The organism is Pseudomonas sp. ADAK2, assembly GCF_012935755.1.
Lineage (GTDB): Bacteria > Pseudomonadota > Gammaproteobacteria > Pseudomonadales > Pseudomonadaceae > Aquipseudomonas.
In genome coordinates this window covers 4098091-4116613 of the sequence record NZ_CP052862.1, presented here as the reverse complement: position 1 = coordinate 4116613, position 18523 = coordinate 4098091, and the positions used below count along the sequence as shown (strand labels likewise).

Sequence of the window (18523 nt, the reverse complement as noted above, 5' to 3'; positions counted from 1 at the left end):
ACGGAAATGATTGCGAAAAAATGGAGATTGGCCGATTCAACATTTTTGAAGCAAACAGTTTTAGCGCCTGCCGCTGCCGTAATCATTACACCAAGTAACTAATGAAGTACCCACCCCCACCTTTATCCCCCTGACCCAACCTCCTACATTTATCTCCAACGCCTCCCCCTCATCCCGACGGGGCAGGTCACTGGAGATTCCCTCATGCCTTTCGTCAGCGTTCGCATTACCCGCGATGGCGTTACCTCGGAGCAGAAAGCTCAGGTGATCGCCGAAATCACTGAAACCCTGCAGCGCGTCCTCAAAAAGGATCCGCACCTGACCCACATCGTGATCGAAGAAGTCGACACCGATAACTGGGGTTACGCCGGCATCTCCACCACCCAGTACCGCAAGCAGCTGGCTGACGCGGAGGGCAAGTCATGACCGCGACTGTCGCTATCGATTTCATCTCCGACGTGGTGTGCCCGTGGTGTGCGTTGGGTGCGACGGCGTTGGAGCAGGCGATCGAGAACGTGGCCGGTGAGGTGTCGGTCGAGTTGACTTACAAGCCTTTCGAGTTGAACCCGGACATGCCGGCAGTCGGCGAGAAAGCGGTCGAGCATTTGATGCGCAAATATGGACGCACCGCCGAAGACGTCGCCGCCGGTAAAGCGACGCAAATCGCTCGCGGCGAGGCCCTCGGTTTCACCTTCGATCTGGAGAAGCGCAGCCACTTCTACAACACCTTTGATGCGCACCGATTGCTGACGTGGGCATTGCGGGAAGGGCGGCAGGTCGCACTGAAGAAAGCTTTGCTGCGTGGCTATTTCACTGACGGCCAGAACCTGAGTGATCGCGAGACGCTGGTTCGACTGGCGGCAGAAGTGGGGCTGGATGCGGGGTCTGCCCGTGAGGTTCTGGCATCCGGAGCGTTCGCCACGGAAGTGCGTGATCTTGAGGAGTTTTATCGCGAGCGCGGCATCAATTCGGTCCCGGCCATGGTGCTGAACGGCCGTCACCTGGTGTCCGGTTCGCAGTCGGTCGAGTACTACGAACAGATGTTGCGGCAAATGGCGCAGGCGCCTGTTGAAGCCTGATTCATCACTTTTTCAAACCATCATTTATTAGTTGAGGTTCATCATGAGCAACTCGAAAAAAGTCATCGTTATCACGGGCGCTTCCCAAGGTCTCGGCGCCGGCATGGTCAAGGCGTTTCGTGATCTGGATTACAAGGTGGTCGCCACTTCGCGTTCGATCAAACCGTCCACCGATCCGGACATCCACACGGTGGCGGGCGACATCGGCGATCCGGCAGTAGCCCGGCAAGTGATTCGCGAGGCGATTGAGCGCTTTGGTCGTGTCGATACTCTGGTCAATAACGCCGGGATCTTCGTCGCCAAACCGTTTACCGCTTACACCGAAGAAGACTACGCCGCGGTGCTGTCGGTGAACTTGAATGGCTTCTTCTACATTACCCAACTCGCGATTACCGAGATGGAAAAACAGGGCAGCGGTCACGTCGTCAACATCACCACCAGCCTGGTGGATCACGCAATTGACGGTGTGCCATCGGTACTGGCGTCGCTGACCAAGGGTGGCTTGAACGCGGCGACCAAGTCCTTGGCCATTGAGTACGCCAAGCGTGGGATTCGAGTGAATGCGGTGAGCCCTGGCATCATCAAGACGCCGATGCACAGTGAAGAAACCCACGCGGCCCTGGGCGCACTGCACCCGGTCGGGCACATGGGTGAAGTCCACGACATCACCCAGGCGATCGTCTATCTCGACACTGCAAACTTTGTCACTGGCGAGATTCTGCACGTCGATGGTGGGCAGAGCGCGGGTCACTGAGACCTGGTTTCACTCGCCGCTTAAACGCCAAAGCCCTCGCATTTCTGCGAGGGCTTTGTTGTGTTCAAACATGCTCTTCCACGCGTTCAACCCTTTGGGTTCCTTCTATCCATTCCATCGCGTCCGCGCAGCGGAAGGCGTGTCGCCCGTTGATTTCGAGCGCCGAGGTGAAGAACAGCTGGCCAACGGTGAGTTCACCGACCGCATAAATATGCCGTGCCGAGCCCATCCTGCCCTGAATGCGATAAGTGTCCGGGTCGATGCAGATTCCGCCCATCGGATGACAGGTTGCCGTGCCGTTCTTCAGGAGCGAGGCCAGCAACGTCGACTCCAGCAAGTTGGCGTCCCGCGGGAAGCCGATCGCGTAGATCACGCGGTTATAAACATACGCCCAGCCAATCCCCCGAATGGCCAGTCCCTGTGAATCATCTGGCGCGGGCGCGGCGAATGAGCCGGCTACGAATTCGAGCTGGCCACTGCGAAGGTAACTGAGGATCTTGCGCGCGTTTTCCACCGGGATCGAGACGCGGTAGGCCATGAAGAAGCTGAAATACTCGCTCATGAACCTGGCTTGCGCGGTGTCGTCCAGCGACTGCCAAAGGTACTCAATGAAGCCGTTGGTCGCGTAGAGGATGGCTTGCCAGATACGTGGCGATTGCGAGAGCGTGATCTCGTTTTCGATGAAGCTGATGACGTCGGTCGGAGGGGCTGGCAAGGGGATCACGACGCTTGCCGAGGTCGGGTCCTGAGCGGCCAGTTCCTTGCGAAACAGCGCGACCAGGTCGCTGATCTGCAAGGGCCCATTTTGCGCGACGAGCGCGCGGATGCCTTCCTGGGTCAGGTGCTTGAGTTCGACACGTTCCTGGGTGCCGCGAGCCACAGGGAAATAGCCACTGCGCGAATGCATGCGAATCACACCGCGATGCCCGCCTTCGATGAGCGCGATCACGGTATCGATAGCGCTCAATCGCGCGCCGATCACCGCCACGCGTTCATCCGGGGAAATCTTTTCGAGAAGGCGCGAAACCGGATAAGGCGTATCCAGCGAGCGCTCGTCCTGCTGGCCGGGATCGGTTTTCTTGCTCAGGGCGCCACAGAACAGGAAGACCTTTTCGGTGCGGATGCTCAACCCGCAACGCGTGCGCACGGTCTCCGCGCTATCGATCAGGTCGATCGCACAGACCTCTGCATTCATCAGCACTAACTGACAGCCTAGGGAGGCGCCGCGCAGCACGATTTTCTTGAGCTGATCCTGCAAGTAAACGCCGAACAACGCCCGCGGCGCATAGCTGTCCGGTAGCGGGTTAAAGGCGGGGAACGCACGCCGCCACGCGGCTGGATGTTTTTCGAGCCAGCCCTGGAAATGACCTGGGAGATGGGGGTAGGGCGTAATCAGGCTGGTCTTGGTGTTGAGGATGTTGCTTTCGAGATCATCCTCATAGGCCGCACCGCGTCCGAAGTCATCGCGTTTTTCGAAGAGATAAATGGTTCCGGCCGGAGCGACACAAGCCGCGACGCGATCGAGGTGACGCTGCAGGAAGGCAATGGCCGTCGCGCCGCAGCCGACGATTGCAAAGGCATTTTTCATCAAGGTATTTCCTTATATAAAACCGCTTCCCTACGTTCGCTTCGGCTTGGCAGGAGAGGGGCGGCGGCGCGCCACCACCCTTTCCCAATGAAACGCTGAGCTGCTCGCGGTCACCCGCAACGCACGAACTTCACCGACAGTCACGACAGGGCTGCCAGGAACTCTTTCAAGCGCACGACGCCGGACTTGACCTGCCCGGCATTGCCGGAATACGACAATCTCGCGTGGCCGGGCGCGCCAAAAAAGCTGCCGGGGATCAGCGCCACGCCGTATTCCTCCAGCAGCACGGAGCAGAACGCTTCGTCATCCGCAATCAATCGGCCCCGGTAGGATTTGCCGAGGGTTTGGCTGATATCCATAAACAGATAAAACGCCCCCGAGGGTTCGCAAAACCTCAGGTGCGCGGCGCCCTGCAAGTCGGCGAGCAACGATTGGCGTTGCGCGAGCAAACGGTCCCGTGCCGCGTGGGAAAACGTCTGGTCGCCACCGAAGGCCGCCGCTGCCGCTGCCGCTGCGATGGGTGGAATGTTCGAGATCGAATTGGAATTGAGCGTGGTGACCGCATCGGCAATCCGTGGATCGGCCGCCAGCAGGCCAACTCGCCAGCCCGGCATCCCATAGAGCTTGGATACGCTGTCGATCTTGATGATGCGGTCGCTCAAGTCTGGCGCCACCGACAGGAGGCTGGGGCAACTCTCCATGCCGTAGACGAAACGCTGATAGACATCATCCGAGATGATCCACACATCCTTTTTGCGCAACACCTGCGCCAGAGACGCGAGTTCGGCCGCGGTATAGACGGCCCCGGTAGGGTTGCCAGGCGAGTTCAGCATGACCACCCGCACCTTGTCGCAAAGCGCGCTTTCAAGGGCTTGCGCCGTCATCTTGAAATCGGTTTGCGCCGAGCAACTGACGTTGACGACACCGGCTCCGACCAGGTCGGCGATGTCGAAATAGGTCGGCCAGCAAGGGGTGGAAACAAGGATCTCGTCGCCGGGGCGAATGATCGCTCGCAGCACGCTGAACAGAAGGTGCTTGGCGCCGAGGCCGGCCACCAGGTTCTGCCTGGAATACTGGGTAAAACCCAAGTCATGCAGATAGCCCAGATACGCCGACAGCAGCGCCTCGTCGCCGCGGCTCGAGCCATATCCGCCGGTGTCTTCGTTGGCCGCCCTGACAGCGGCCTCGACGATATGAGGGGCGGGCAGGAAGCCCGGCACGCCGACGCCGAGATCGATGACCGGCCGCGGCGCTTCCCTGACCTTTTGGGCGACACCGAGAATAGGGCAAAACCGCGCAAATTCGAGATCTGGCGAAAGAGTAGGCATGGCAATGTCTCCTTTACGCTGAGTCAGGCGGCGCGCTCGGCCTGGCGGCCTCGAGCCATGAGCGCAGCCATGTACGTTGCCGTCGCCGTGATGATGTCGAGGTTGCCCGCGCTTGGATCGAGGAAATGCCCCGCGCCTTCGACCCGCACCATGGTGAACAAGCGGCCTTCGCTGTAATGGAGGTCGACGATCACCTCATACCCCGGCACGGCCGATTGAACCTGGGCCACGGCACGCTCGACTTCGCGTCGAGTCGCGGCCAGATCGACGTCGTCGATCAGCGCCGAAACCGCGGTCTGCATGTAGACGTTGGGTTTGGCGGGATTGACGTTCAGGATCGCCTTGACGTCCTTGCACCCGGTGAAATGGATCAGCGCATTTTCAGTCGTGGAGATGTAGTTGCTCAGGTTACGCCGAGTGGCCGGGCCGGCGCTTTCGGCACTGATCGAGGACACGACTTCGATATAGCGCACACGCGGATTGGCCCGGGCGATGGCCGCCGCGAGCGGGATGGACGCCTGGCCGCCACAGGTGATCATGTTGATATTGCTGGCCCCTGTCAGCTCCATTCCATTGAGGGAGGGAACGCACAACGCGCCGAGGGCCGCCGGGGTCAGGTTGATGATTGTTTTTCCGGCTTCGATCAGGCGGGACGCATGGGCTTCATGGTCTGCCGCCGAGGTGGCATCAAAAACAAGATCGAATTCGTTGAGGTGTTCGAACAGACCGTCGACGCCGTTCGCGGTCGTCGCGACCCCGCGCTCGCGCGCAAAAGCGAGGCCGGATGACGCCATCGAGCGACCGGCAACCAGCGTGCAATCCAGGTCCGGGTGGGCGAGCACCTTGCAAAGTACATCGCAACCAATATTGCCACTTCCGATAATGGCAGTTTTCAAAGACATTTTAGCTCCAGAGTCAGGCGACGGCGGGTTGAGAAAGGCGGCTTGCCACCGAGATGATCAGGTCCTCTTGGCCCGCCACTGCATTGCATCGCGCAAGCTCTTCGTAGATTTTTCGAGGCTCGACACGAAACTCGGACGCCGCGCGGGTCACGTGCTTCTCGAACCCGCTGCAGACGCCATAGAGGCCGCTGATCAGATTGGCGGTCTTCACAATCGTGGGGGTTTTGACGGGCGCGAAGTCTTCGAGACTCTCGACGGCCCGGCAAAGATCAAAGACCTTCACTCCGGTCTCGAATGTGTAGCGCTCGAGCACCGCGCACAAAACCTCCAGCTGGGTATTGCCGGCTCCCGCGCCGAACCCGCGCATGCATCCGTCAATGATCGTCGCACCGGCCTGGGCGGCAGCCAGCGAGTTGGCAATCGCCAGGCCAAGGTTGTTGTGGCCATGGAAGCCCACGGGAATGGCGAGCTCCCGGACCAGCAGGCCGATCTTTTCCCGGGTGCTGTCAGGGTCGAAGTGCCCCGCGGAATCCATCAAGACCAAGGCGTTCGCGCCGTAGGCCTGCTGCTTGAGTGCCTCTTCGAGCAGTTTCTCCGGGCTGGCCATGTGGGTCATCATCAGGACACCCTGTACGTAGGCGCCTTTGGCACGTGCATGCTCGATATAGCTTTCGGTCAGGCTGGCCTCGGTGCAATGGGACGCGATGCGCAGCACGTCGACCCCGATCTGCAGTGCCATATCGATGTCGCTCAACCGCGCAAATCCGGGGATCAGATGGACCCCGAGTTTGGAGTGAATCAGGTTGGCCCGTGCCGTTTCGAGCATCTCCGCATCCTTGTGCCGCGCGATGCCGAGTTGCAGAGAAGAGGCCCCCAGGCCGTTGCCGTGGCCCACTTCCACAACGCTGAGCCCGCATCCGTCCACGGCTCGGCAGTAGGAGGCAATGTCCTCCAGGCTCAGGGAATGGGAGACCGCATGATTTCCGTCGCGCAGCGTGGGATCGTGAATTGCAATGGCATGAGTCATCGAGATCAAGTCCTTATCATTCGAAGTGGAGAGGCAATCACTGTTCAGGCTGAGGGTTTTCCTGCAACAGCCGCTTGGGAAGGAACACGGGCGAAATATGGATGATCGACATCCGTACGACGTGATTGAGCATCACGAAGGCCGGATCAAGTTTCAGCAGCAGCGCCGCTGCCGTCATGACCTCGACACCACCGGGAACCCAGGACATGAACAGGGCGAGGAAGGGCTTGCCGGTCAGCTTGCTGAAGGCAAAGGCGACCAACAGCGTCGTGCAGAACGTCAGGGCAGTGACCACCAGGCCTGCGCGGATGTAGCGCACGAAATCCTTGAAGGTAATGTCCTTGAGGCGAATACCGATCAGGCCGCCCAGCAGAATCAGCGCGACGATCGCGAAGGGATCGGGAACGTGCAGATTGGCTTGAGGAAAGCCGACATTGACCGCGGCGGTGCAAATCAGGCCGGTCAACATGTAAGGCGCGGGAACGTCAAAGCGCTCCAGCAGATAGCCAAGGGCGACAGCCGCGATCGCAGGCGGGATAACACCAAGGTAGTTATCAAAGGAGCCCAGGACTGGCGCCGCGCTTTCGGCATGTCCGCCGGCGATGATCGTCACGACCAGCAGCAGCGCGAGCAAACGAATAATGTGCACGAACGCGATGCGTCCAGAGGCGGGGCCGTCCTCCCCGGAGACGGTCATGACAGCGGCCATCGCGCCCGGAATAGAACCCAGCAGGCTCTCGATATGGCCCCATTTCTCCATGCGTCGTAACCAGTTGTAGCCGACGAAGATCTGCGTGGTCATGCAGATGAGAAGCCCGACCAGAATGCTGAAGTCGGTCAATTCACGCATCATCGAAGCGGTGACGATGGAACCGACGCTGACCCCGAGCAGAAGCTGGACGGTTGCCACGAACGGGTAGGGCATCCGCATCGGCACGCCCATTTTGCTCAGCGCCGTGACCACGCAGATCGCACCGATCAACTCGCCGAGCGGAAGCCCGGTCATGTAGCCGATCCACGCCCCGAAGGCCGCCACGGGAATGGGGATAAGGCTTTCAAACAGAGTCTTCATTGAATTTCCAACTTATCTGAAGGCGTGACAATTCCATCCAGTCCAGGAAGGTCAGCGCATTTATTTGGAAAGGATGCGAGGTGCCGGTCTAGACCGCTTGCGCGATTTCGCTGCCGGCCCAGTCGCAACGCTCATGGAACCAGCTCTCGACCTGTTGAAGCTTCTCCCGCAACTCAGCCTCATCCCGCCCCGCCACAATGGCGTTCAGGATCTCGGAGTTGGTGAATTCCATACCGCCATAGGCCGTCATCTTCTTGGCTGAAATGCGGTATTCCAGGACACCGTCGAGCGGGCAGTTTTCCGGTACGTCGCGCAGGAGGCCGACGCGTGGGGGAATGCTGATATGTCCGACCATCCGCAGCGGTGCGGCCAGTGGTTCGGGGCGATAGAGCGGATCACGGAGCGCATGCAGCAGGGTCATCCGCGGATCAATGCCCCAGGCATGAGTGAGTTCCTGATTGAAGAAAACCCCACCCAACCGAGAGGCAATTTCGCAGAGAATGATCTCGCCATCTTCGGCCACGAAAAGCTCAAGGTGAAACAACATGGTCGGCTCGGACGGCAGCACATCCTCGACGAGCAACCGCGAATAACGGACCAGCCGATCACACATCGGATTGTCGGAGTTGAGCATGTGCAGGTCATGGGATTTCCCGCCGAGGAAGTCCAGGGCCGAGGTCATGACGCGCACCGGGGAAATCAGGATCGGCTGTCCATCGATGTAGAGCCCGTTGACGATGTAATGGCTGCCGTGCACAAACTTTTCGATCATCAGGTTGTGGAACGTGCTGGAAGTGCGCTCGGACAGCCACTCCCTCAACTGCGCCATGTGCCTGATCACTTCCACGCCGTTCGAGCCGCGACCGTCTCGAGGCTTGATGACCACCGGGAAATCGAACTGCTCACTGAAGCGAACCGCCTCGGTGGCGTTGCCGATCGACGCCATTTCGGCGATCGCAAGCCCGCAATCCTTGGCGCGTTGCTTCATCAGGAACTTGTCCCGGTACAACATCGCGCGGCCTTCTGCGCCCTGGCTGACCCCGAGCCGATCATTGATGCGCGCCACCCGCAGCACATCGACCTCGGCCAAGGCCACGCATAGAGGCGTCTCGAGTCCCCGCGCGATCTGATAGGCATCGATCTCGACGAGCGCGTTGTCATTGAAGTTGTCGAAGAGCTGGTAGCGGACCTTGTCGCCAAGGTGAGCGGCAATCTCTTTGGTTCGAGAGGTGCAGCTCAACAGGATGCCACCGCGGCCAAGCGCGGCAGACCAACTCGCGGCGTCGTGCTGGAGAAGAATTTTGGGCGGGCAAAAAACGATCAGCTGCATATGGCCTTCCTGGCAATCTGGCATAGCGTGTAAAGCTCCAACAAAAATTGATCCAAACCCTCGACGTGGAAGGGCAACGGTACTTTCTGTTACTGAAGTAGAACGTCATCCGTTCGTGGCGCAGGCTTGATGCCTGGAAACCATCAATGCCTCCAGGCACATCAAATCCATGCCAACTCCGGTGCTTGGAAACATCCTGATGAAAACTTTATTCGCAGGCCAATACCGTTTCGGTCGTTATTGATACCCGAGACCTGGTTGTTCAATAGGGCAGGTGCCGTCACCGGTGTTTGTTCTATTCGTGGTATCGGCTCGACCGCTGACGCGCAATCACGCGCACAGCCCGCTAAAGCAGTGTGGGTCAGGCGAGTTTTTGAGGGTGTCGAAGAAGGGGGAGCGCCGACGAGGCTGCCGAAACATTTGAATGTGGACGTTTTGTGGACGTTTTCACGTTTTGACGTGAGAGAGTTCCGAAGCCCAGAAACGACAAAGCCCCTGCATTGCTGCAGGGGCTTTGTTTTGTGTGGTGCGGCACCAGGAGTCGAACAGCGCTACAACCCATTGTAAAAAAACATATTTGTTATATGTGTTTTTTATTCTATCTCTAAATGTATCCTTTTTGATGGGGCTATCTGTTGGCGATATTCCGGGCCAGAACGAGCAGTCCCCTATCATTTATAGAATTCGTTTCAGGCCTTTGGGTCTACGGGGTCGTATAAAAAGGACTTTAGTATTTCCGAGAATTTCGTTATTTCGTCAATGTAGATACGGCACAAGTACTCAAAGATTTGAGCTTCTGACATTAGCCGTCTACTAGTTAACTTGCTGAACATGTCTTTGTCGTCATGAAACGTAAGACCGGCGGACACTCGTACTAGTTCTTCTGCACCTGACAGATAATCCTCGTAAATTTTCTTCTCCACGCTGCTAAGAGGGATGCAATGAACATTCTTAAAATTAAGAGTGTGCTTTTGGTCTGCTTGGTCTCCATCCAGTATCGAAATTACGTTATCTTTTGTCGACAGAAATTCTTCGTCAGCATTTCTTTGCATTAAATTAACTACATTGGGCGCTCCGCCAATGTAAATAATTTTGAATCGATAAAAAGTTTCTGCGCAAAATTTATTAATAATGAATTCTAAAAAGCGCTGCAGTACTTTGTCTTCAGTTAAGATGTATTTGTCCCATCCCTCGAATCCAAATAACAAACTTTTGATGAAGTTGTAAGAGACTGGAAGTGGGCTTACAATTCCGTCTACCTCCTCCAAATGAAATAGCTCGCCGTACAGCAGTGTCTTCATTAACGGGAGGGAGTGCGTGGTGAAAAAAATGTTAACCTTATACTTTTCACAGAACTCTCGTAGCTTTCCAGCTAGTTTTGTTTGTGCGGCAGCATCCAGTGAAATATCTATTTCGTCAATAGCAATGAGTTTTGCCCCGCCCTTTATTTTTCGATAAAGGCTGATGAGAAAAAACTCTCCGGAGCTCAAGTAGTCTTCTCGGATATATTTGCTATCGTCTAACAAAACGCAATAATAGTTTGTTTTTTTGATTTTTATCTCTACTAAGGTGTCAAATCTTGAAGTAGAGTAAATCTCATTCAGCATTTTTATAAGCTCTAACGGACGCTCATGATTATCCAATACGATAGATCGTCGAATATCTAGGTCAGCTGAGATGATATTTTGGAAAAAGTTAAACCTCTGGCCATATGGCATAGGCAATTCGGCATCAATGCTTGCCTTGATTTCGTCTGGTATTATATCTTTTGAGTTGAGTGTCCTGATCTCCGGATCATAATAAAAGCTATATTTATCATCTTCTGCAGTATAAATTACGGCGCTGTCTGTATTGAAGATGCTAGCCGGGGATGTCCGTGCAAATGTGTCAGCAAACTGGAGGTTTTGAATAGCCTTGACTAACGTGGTTTTGCCTGCGCCGTTTCTTCCTACGATACAGGTTAACTTGCACGAACTCAGGTCTAAATCTACAAGCATGTTTCGAATGTGTTGAATGTTGGAGATCTGGATTCTCAACTTCATGGCTACTTCACCGTGCCGCGAATGAACGCGTCAACAACTGAAGTTCCATATTTTTTCCGTAGTTTATTTAAGTAGTGGGGGTCGGTAGTGTTTACGTAGTTCAAATAACCCGATATCTGTAAAAGGCCAACACTGTTGTCTCCTTTTAGTTTTGAACTTTCTGATTCTAGTCTATCATTGAATTTGGTTTTATCACTCGCGTAGAAGTGAAGTAGAACCTCAATTGTATTTTTTAGTTTTGAATCAATGGTGACGGCCCCATTGGGCAAAATAACCATCCCCAAAATTTTTATTTTATTTCCTACAGACGAAAATTTGGTTTTGCTGAAGTTTAGGTTTAGCTTCTCGCCGAAACACTCTTTCAGCATTTCTCCAACTGTAGTATCGATCCCATATAGTCGGGTGTCCCCACTGCTAGACAAGATAATGTCGTCAGAATATCTAGTGTAAATTAGATTTTGAGCGATACAGTAATCTTCAAGTATGCTGTCAAATTTTTGAAGACACGCATTGCTAATGATAGGGGATGTTGAAAACCCAATGGGCAGCATGTCATTTACGGTTGACATTTCTATAATTCTATCTAAATATCTGTCTATGTCGGAGACAGGTATAGAGTCGAAATTGTTTTTTACTGTTTCTCTTACTAAGGCGCTATCAATACTGTTAAAAAAGCTTTTCAGGTCTGTTTGAAAAAAATGACGGCTGCCGGCATGTTTTTGTACTGCACTTGCAACGTTCACTCCTTTTCTGTAGGAATAAACAACATTTTCATTTACTTTTAAAAATTCAAAGACAAATAAATTTAGAAATTTATGGTAGGCCTTCAGTTTTTCGTCGGTCTTGTATAGTTCCATGCCTTTGAGGGTGGTTACTTTATAGCGTGTTGTTATATCTCCCGCCAAAAAATCCTGGAAATCATGTTTTCCATGATACATGGCGTCAAATATCGAGCTTAATTCTTTCTTTGCCATAACAGCCCCTCAAACCTTCGACTCACTATTTGTTACGCGAATTTTTTATTCGTGACAGCAAAACTAATACTGTTGTGGTGTTTGCCTCAGTCTATATATGTACAGCAGACTATGGATTCAGGCTGGGGTCACTGTAACAAAAAAAAGGCGCATAAGCAGGTATTAAGCCAGAATGCACCATAAGTGCACAGCTAATTGAACAGTTGAAAGTGATCTTTAGGTGCAGGCAGGAAGGGGGTTACGGGTAACGCAAATTTTACTGTTCGTGCGGCTTCCCTCAATCAGCAGATTGGGGAAGTCACACAAAAGTAACTCGGATACAGGCCTTTAGAGGTCAGCTTGAGACTGGAGATGCTCCTAGTCACTGACATGAAGAGATCCTAAGCCGCATTCCCAAAAAAAACAAGGGTAGGCAGGTCATCCCTGAGTTCTAGCTCTGAGATATGTACAGTCATATTCTGTGAGTCTAAAGCTGACCCAGTGCTGATGTACGTCGCCTGCCGAGACGAATGTCCGCTATTGGGTCGTTTCTGCCGAACTCCTATTTTTTTTGCGATGGTCGGTCTTTACGTCCTCTATGGATGGTGGAACTGCACCTATCACTTTGAATTGCCAAGGCTTCCCTAGACGAGCAGTGATCAACTGCATGGTCAGTAGATAGTAATAGCGCGTTGATTCGGCGTGTTGATTGAGGTGGTTTTTTAGAAACCATGCGAGATGCTTTCTCTGCCAGGCCCATGGGTTCTCTCAGTGCCAGCGATCAGAGATCGCCGCTTGAATGGCCTTTGCTTGGCGTAGGTGACGTTCGCGAGTGGCATGCGACCCGGTGAGAACGCCCGCCAGAAAAATCTCCATATCGAATGGCTTGCTCATGCTCGAGCGCCAATGTACGCCGATACAACGTCGATTCGACCGTGCCCCAGCTCATAGCTGATTTGTGCTCGAGCCTTCTGATCGAGGTGGTAACAATTGCCTCCATTGATGGGGGCGGGATGAAGGGTGATTTGCTCGTAGCGTTCGCATGCATAGGCCGCCCGCAGTTCGTGGAAGCCTTTGAGGTTGTGCGTGTGGAGGATGTCTCGAGCGGGGCGAACAGTGCCCTGTAAGAAATCCTGGTAGCTTTCGTGCGGAGCTAATACGTTGCGGCTAGTGTCAGGCGAGGCCTGTTCGGCAAACCTCAGGGCATCACGAATATGATTATCTACCCCGATCCAGCGAGGTGCCGAAGCACCTGCGCGACCACCTTTGGTGCCATCCTGGATGTTGATCTTCCCGTATTGTTCGGACTCGCGCTTCAGGCGCGGAAGGTCGGCTAAAATCGCCTCGCGCAAGCGCATGCCGGTGGCTCGCGCCAACTGCGCGATGGCCGCAGCGCGCGGCATTTGGCGTTCGCAGAGCACGGCGACGAGCCGCTTCACGTGTTCGCGGTCTTGGCCTTGCGGCACCGAGCGACGAACATTGGTGCGCTGCATTTCCAACGCCTTGCTCGGACTCGGTACTTTCACGTACTGATCACCGCGAAGCGCTGCCATGGTCCGGTTCACGCTGGATAATCGATTTTGTGCGGTGGCGATAGCGAGGTCGCCGCGCTCGACTAAGTGACTCAGATGCGCCGCGTAATCCGACAAGATCTGGCGATCTATCTGCCGTGCATCGTTGAGCCCTGGTCCATCGTCTGAGCGGCACCAGCGCACAAACGCCTGCCAGCGATCGCTGTGCGCTTTGACCGTGCCGTAATGCCCTCCGCCGAACATGTCTTTTAACGCCTGCGGTCCGGCATAACTCAGTTGCCGACCATACCCAAAATTACGCCCATCCCGTCTACCGACCAATCCCATGACCATACTCCTCTCGAAGCCACACTTGTAAAACCTTCCCCACATCATCCCGCCAAGAATGTTGAGTGTTATCAGGGATCAAGGCCCCTGCGACCTGTGAGGGTTGTCCACTAACGCGGGACTGGCGGCTCCTTACGACCGGGAGCTTGGGCATCTCATGATCTGGCCTCCTGAGCACTTCCGAAGAAGTGGGCGGGTGGAGGCTGCGCTGGCTGACGAGACCAGCGCCGCGAGATCCTGAGTCGGGTTAAGGCAGTGAAGCGATGACCGGGGCATGCCTGACTGTCAGTCAGGTGAAGTCCATTCCGTGGATTGCGGCACCATCATCTGCATCGCTGTTGCTGGTGACTTCGGTGTTTGTCACGCCGATTGTCACGAGGGGAAATGCCGCAAAGCCTTGTACGAGGTGGGCTGCAGCAGCGGTAGGAGCGCCCGTCTCTTTCCGGAAGAAAGAGACGGGCGCAGGTTGGCGCAATGAAATGGCCAAGCGGATAGGTTGCTGCGGGGCAGTTATGAAAGAGTATGAGTTGCCGCAGTGGGCACACTGATAAAAGTAGGCATCCATCACATCGCTGTGACCGTGCGAGCCGCCGGACGCTAATCGCACTTTGGGTGAACCACCACGGTGTGGCGTAGCCTCAAAGGTTCTGACAACCTGGGTTGCTGTCAACGACAGTGCTTTGCCCGATCTTTTCTACGCCTGTGGATAATTTGGGTCAAGGCTCGAATTATTGGGAGTTCTGCGGTTGTGGATTAAATTATCCACCGGTGGAAATCTGTGGTTTTCCACAGACGATTATCTAGAATTTGATTTTTTAATAAGGTCCTCCCAAGTCGGGCGGCTACGCAGCCCGGCTTGGGAGGACCCATATGAAAGCGGTTGAAGGAGCGCAGGAGTGGCTTGGGATTTTCCGGTCTGCTTTTGAGTGGCAACGACCAACTAGAGATCTTAACAAACAGCATTTGCTCCTATTGAGGATGTCACTGGACATGATGATGTCAAAATAGTAGCGTAGCGCGGGATTTCACAAGAAGTCGGGTAGGACAAGACTCGCCGCAATACCCATCGTTAATAATGTTTGCAAGGATGAAACATGAATTCCGCTGCGCTTCTTTCGAAAGAAGAGATCTATGAGAAATTTCCACAAATTAAGTTGCGTTACCAAATAATTGGAGATAAAGCCATTGGCGAGGCCAGCGGTTTTGGCGCGGTATGGTGCGCAACTGATAAGTGGGTGAATTCTCTTGTCGCGTTAAAGATAAGTGACGGCGATTTACTCGCTGAGGTAAAATTGTGTAGGGATATTGACGGTGAAACCGTCCGAGTCTTCGATTTTTATAAAAGCGAAGATGGTTGGCATGCATTCGCGATGGAGCATCTCGGCGGATCTTGGGTCACGCTATCTGCATACATATCGAGGCATCGTTATAAAAATAATGATATCCAGCATTATTTTGATTCTTTTGAGATTATCCGTTCGGTGCTTCATGGCTTAAGTTCCTTGCATGGGAAGCCATACCAGCGATTGAATTCTGTTATTCATGCGGATATAAAGCCTGCAAATTTGTTTGTGTTGATCAATCCCAAAAAACGCCCGCACACCGTGTTCCGCATGCCGTCCTATATGGATATGATTAAGATAATAGATCTCGGAGTTGGAGTTGGCCGAGGGAAAGAGTTGCGAGGTTATACACCAGCATATCGACCTGAGGGCATGACTCAGGCGGCGCATGGTTATGACCTTTATGCCGTAGCAGTTTCGTTTGTCGAACTTTTGACCGGTCGAAGACCTACACATCAGCAAATGGGTGATAAACGGCGATTACGAAAAGCTTTAGCGAAAAACTCATCAGGCTCGGAGTATATAGATAATCTTGCAATTGATTTCGTGACCACATGCAAAAATGCAGCAAGCCAGAATGCCACAACCGCAAAAAAATTAATAAAAATTCTTGATGAAAAACTTTTTGATAAAGAATCGCTTCGTTTGATGAGCCTTCGAGGTCTGGTTAAAAACGGTGGTGATGATAGTACTAAAGCGGATTTTGCGAAAATTTTGTACCCCATAATTGCAAGTTATTGGGGGTGGATGCGCCGCACCGAAAAGCGGTGTGAAGTAGTGAAAGACTTCGTTGATGACCTCCTTAAGGATGGAATAATATTCAAAGGTAGCAATTTAAAGAGATACCGTGTTGCTCGAATTATTGTTTAAACTAAAAGAGAGAAGTTTATGAAGTGTTATTTTCAAGATTGTAACGAGGATGGAGAGACGAAGGAGCATATCCCCCCTCGCTCTTTTTTTCCAGAAGGGGAAAAATTGCAGTTGCTTACTGTCAGGTCTTGCAAAAAACATAATAACGCCAAATCGACAGATGATATTTATGTTCTAGCACAGATATGTATGAATGCCTCGCCGAGCAATAGGGCAAGAGAGGTGTTTCTTAGTAAAGTTGCGCCTCAGTTATCCTACAATAATTACGCATTACGCAATCTATTGGCAAAAGGCGCAGTTCAATCGGAGTGCGGAGCAGTTAAGTATCACGTCGACTCTTCGCGGTTTGATGATTTCTTTACTGCTCTTTCATGTGGAATAATCTTTAAGTCCTGTGGTTCGTCGCTGCCGGTGAACTATAGTCTTTCACATGTATATCATAATTTCCAAAATGATTCGGATGTTCAGTTGCGTAATTTAGAAGATGCTATTGGTAGATTTTACTCCGGTAAGCCGATGGATTTTATGGAGTTCGGCGATCCCGAAACAAAAAATGAAAAAATCTATACTGTGACTATATTCGGTATCCCAGGATTTAAATCAAGTATCACACTTGTTCATAATTTTTTTGGAACCTTTAAGGTTACGTCAATGCTAACGAATTTGATCAAGGTTGGGGTGTAGCAAAAAGTAATAAATAACAGTTCAGTAAGCTATAGAGGTCTTCGTATTTCCTTTCTAGGAGCTAGGTGTTATACGGTTGACTGTTTTGGGTTGTTTTCTCCATCGCGTATCGCCTAGTGTGTTCAAGATTTATATCCGATTAATTGTCTAGAATTAAATTGTTTAGTGAATCGAATATGACGAGGTGTTCGATTTGCTACGGTGGCCTAGGGAATGCATTTACGCGATCGACCCACGTTTTACCTTCATCCGGGTGACGTTGGTGCCAGTCTGATTAGCAAACTCGTGGGGAGTGACATGCTCCTGCCGGTTGGCCTCCAAGTACCGGCTCCACCAGTTCATGATCAGCCTGCGCTCCTCAATGAACTCGGCCTTGTGGATGTAAGCGGCGCGGACGTTGTTGCGTTCCTTGTGGCTCATCTGCCTTTCAATGGCGGTCTCGGACCAGAGTCCTGACTCGATCAGTGCGCTGCAGGCCATCGAACGAAACCCATGCCCGCAGATATCGGTTTTGGTGTCGTACCCCATCGTCCGTAGCGCATTGTTCACGGTATTTTCGGACATGGGTTTCCAGGGTTTGGCATCACCTGCGAAGACCAATGCGAATTTACCTGTGAGTGCATGGATTTTTTCGAGTAGCGCCACTGCTTGCGGCGATAAGGGTACTAAATGGATATCCCCTGCCATCTTCGTACCCCTTGTGGAAAAGGGTACTCCCTCCAACGCGGGTCGAGTGTCCGGTACTTCCCAGGTGCCGCGCTTGAGGTCGAACTCGCTCCAGCGGGCGAAACGCAGCTCGCTGGATCGTACAAACACATGCAGCGACAGCATCACCGTCAGACGGGTAAGTGCCCGACCTTTATAGGTGTCGATCCGCTCCTGCAGTTCCGGCAGTCGCGATAAGGGTAGAGCGGGGCGATGGACCACCCGCGGGGCCTTGATCGAGCCTTCGAGGTCGTAAGCAGGGTTTATGGTGATAAGCCGGAGGCGCTTTGCCTCGCGCATAATGCTCTGCAGGTAGTTTTGTACCCTTAAAGCAACGTCTATCGTTCCGCGCTTCTTGATCGCTTCCAAGGGCTGCATAAGGTCATGGGTGTCGAGATCAACAATGGCGCGTGCGCCGATCAGCGGGAATACGTGGGTTTTGAGGCGGCTCATCACAGTCTTGGAATGGCCTGGTGCCCACTTGGCCGACATTTCCGTATGCCAGTCGAGCGCAACGCTTTCAAAAGTTCTGCCTTTGATTACGGCTTCCGCCTTGGCTTGGTGTTTGGTCTCTATGGGATCAATGCCATCCGTCAGCATTCGCTTGACCTCCAAGCGCTTGCGGCGCGCATCGGCGAGGCCAATGACGGGGTAGTTGCCGAACGAGGTCAGTCCTTCCCGTCCGTCGGGTTTGACGTAACGGAGCCGCCAGCCTTTGCGGCCATTGGGTTGGACTAGGAGGTAGAGGCCATCGCCATCGAAAAGCTTGTAGGCGCGGTCTGTAGGTTTTGCCAAGCGGCAAGCTGCGTCGGAGAGCGGAGCTGTGGTGCGCGACATAAGGGTACTCCCTTTTATCGAAGTGACCTGTATCCCAAACTCTACCCTTAAAACGGTTGGAATCCACCAGTTTCTGACGGAAACCGATGGAACGCCAAAACGAAAAAACCCGCCAGAAGGCGGGTTTTTCGGGGGTTTCAGAGATTTTGA

15 protein-coding genes and 1 pseudogene are annotated in these 18523 nt (G+C 53.5%); 5 read left to right on the top strand and 11 right to left on the bottom strand.

The features are described from left to right. Nucleotides 1-204 precede the first annotated feature (204 nt). Genes HKK52_RS18905 through HKK52_RS18895 form a run of 3 tightly spaced genes read left to right on the top strand, consistent with a single transcriptional unit; the run spans nt 205 to nt 1833 of the window. Complete coding sequence (locus HKK52_RS18905) at nt 205-426, top strand: tautomerase family protein (protein WP_169372084.1); 222 nt, start codon at nt 205-207, stop codon at nt 424-426. Next, nucleotides 423-1079, top strand: coding sequence for a DsbA family oxidoreductase (locus HKK52_RS18900; RefSeq protein WP_169372083.1), 657 nt, complete (start codon nt 423-425; stop codon nt 1077-1079). Before HKK52_RS18905 ends, HKK52_RS18900 begins: the two co-directional genes overlap by 4 nt. A gap of 43 nt (nt 1080-1122) precedes the next feature. Next, entirely contained in the window at nt 1123-1833 is a 711-nt protein-coding gene (locus HKK52_RS18895) for an SDR family NAD(P)-dependent oxidoreductase (protein ID WP_169372082.1), read from the top strand. A 64-nt stretch (nt 1834-1897) separates the two neighbouring features. On the opposite strand, the gene HKK52_RS18890 is transcribed toward HKK52_RS18895, so the two are convergent. From HKK52_RS18890 to HKK52_RS18850, 10 genes and pseudogenes are all read right to left on the bottom strand, one after another. Then, entirely contained in the window at nt 1898-3421 is a 1524-nt protein-coding gene (locus HKK52_RS18890; RefSeq protein WP_169372081.1) for an FAD/NAD(P)-binding protein, read from the bottom strand. Nucleotides 3422-3561: 140 nt separating this feature from the next. Then, nucleotides 3562-4749: a pyridoxal phosphate-dependent aminotransferase gene (locus tag HKK52_RS18885; RefSeq protein WP_169372080.1), complete on the bottom strand. Its 1188-nt coding sequence runs from the start codon at nt 4747-4749 to the stop codon at nt 3562-3564. A gap of 23 nt (nt 4750-4772) precedes the next feature. Then, nucleotides 4773-5645 carry an acetaldehyde dehydrogenase (acetylating) gene (locus HKK52_RS18880; protein ID WP_169372079.1) on the bottom strand — a complete coding sequence of 291 codons (873 nt, stop codon included), beginning with the start codon at nt 5643-5645 and terminating at the stop codon, nt 4773-4775. 19 nt (nt 5646-5664) lie between these two features. Continuing rightward, complete coding sequence (dmpG, locus tag HKK52_RS18875; protein ID WP_169372078.1) at nt 5665-6678, bottom strand: 4-hydroxy-2-oxovalerate aldolase; 1014 nt, start codon at nt 6676-6678, stop codon at nt 5665-5667. A 37-nt stretch (nt 6679-6715) separates the two neighbouring features. Then, a complete protein-coding gene (locus HKK52_RS18870) occupies nt 6716-7750 on the bottom strand; it encodes an AbrB family transcriptional regulator (protein WP_169372077.1) in 1035 nt (344 codons plus the stop codon). An 88-nt stretch (nt 7751-7838) separates the two neighbouring features. After that, nucleotides 7839-9080 carry an ATP-grasp domain-containing protein gene (locus HKK52_RS18865; protein WP_169372076.1) on the bottom strand — a complete coding sequence of 414 codons (1242 nt, stop codon included), beginning with the start codon at nt 9078-9080 and terminating at the stop codon, nt 7839-7841. Nucleotides 9081-9769: 689 nt separating this feature from the next. Beyond that, the gene (locus tag HKK52_RS18860) at nt 9770-11122 is read right to left on the bottom strand and encodes an ATP-dependent nuclease (RefSeq protein WP_169372075.1); all 1353 of its coding nucleotides are present in this window, start codon (nt 11120-11122) and stop codon (nt 9770-9772) included. A 2-nt stretch (nt 11123-11124) separates the two neighbouring features. Continuing rightward, a complete protein-coding gene (locus HKK52_RS18855) occupies nt 11125-12096 on the bottom strand; it encodes a reverse transcriptase domain-containing protein (protein WP_169372074.1) in 972 nt (323 codons plus the stop codon). Between the two features lie 516 nt (nt 12097-12612). Then, nucleotides 12613-12969 (bottom strand): annotated as a pseudogene (locus tag HKK52_RS32655) (hypothetical protein). Beyond that, a complete protein-coding gene (locus HKK52_RS18850) occupies nt 12966-13934 on the bottom strand; it encodes an integrase domain-containing protein (protein WP_169372073.1) in 969 nt (322 codons plus the stop codon). The pseudogene HKK52_RS32655 and the gene HKK52_RS18850 overlap by 4 nt, the downstream one beginning before the upstream one ends. A gap of 1094 nt (nt 13935-15028) precedes the next feature. On the opposite strand from HKK52_RS18850, the gene HKK52_RS18840 reads away from it, so the two are divergent. Both HKK52_RS18840 and HKK52_RS18835 read left to right on the top strand, forming a co-directional pair. After that, nucleotides 15029-16147 (top strand): serine/threonine protein kinase, encoded by a 1119-nt coding sequence (locus HKK52_RS18840; protein WP_169372071.1) that lies wholly within the window; start codon nt 15029-15031, stop codon nt 16145-16147. Nucleotides 16148-16165: 18 nt separating this feature from the next. Next, nucleotides 16166-16831, top strand: coding sequence for a hypothetical protein (locus tag HKK52_RS18835; RefSeq protein ID WP_169372070.1), 666 nt, complete (start codon nt 16166-16168; stop codon nt 16829-16831). 219 nt (nt 16832-17050) lie between these two features. Here the strand turns inward: HKK52_RS18835 and HKK52_RS18830 are convergent, their stop codons facing one another. Continuing rightward, the gene (locus HKK52_RS18830) at nt 17051-18373 is read right to left on the bottom strand and encodes a tyrosine-type recombinase/integrase (protein ID WP_169372069.1); all 1323 of its coding nucleotides are present in this window, start codon (nt 18371-18373) and stop codon (nt 17051-17053) included. Nucleotides 18374-18523 lie beyond the last annotated feature (150 nt).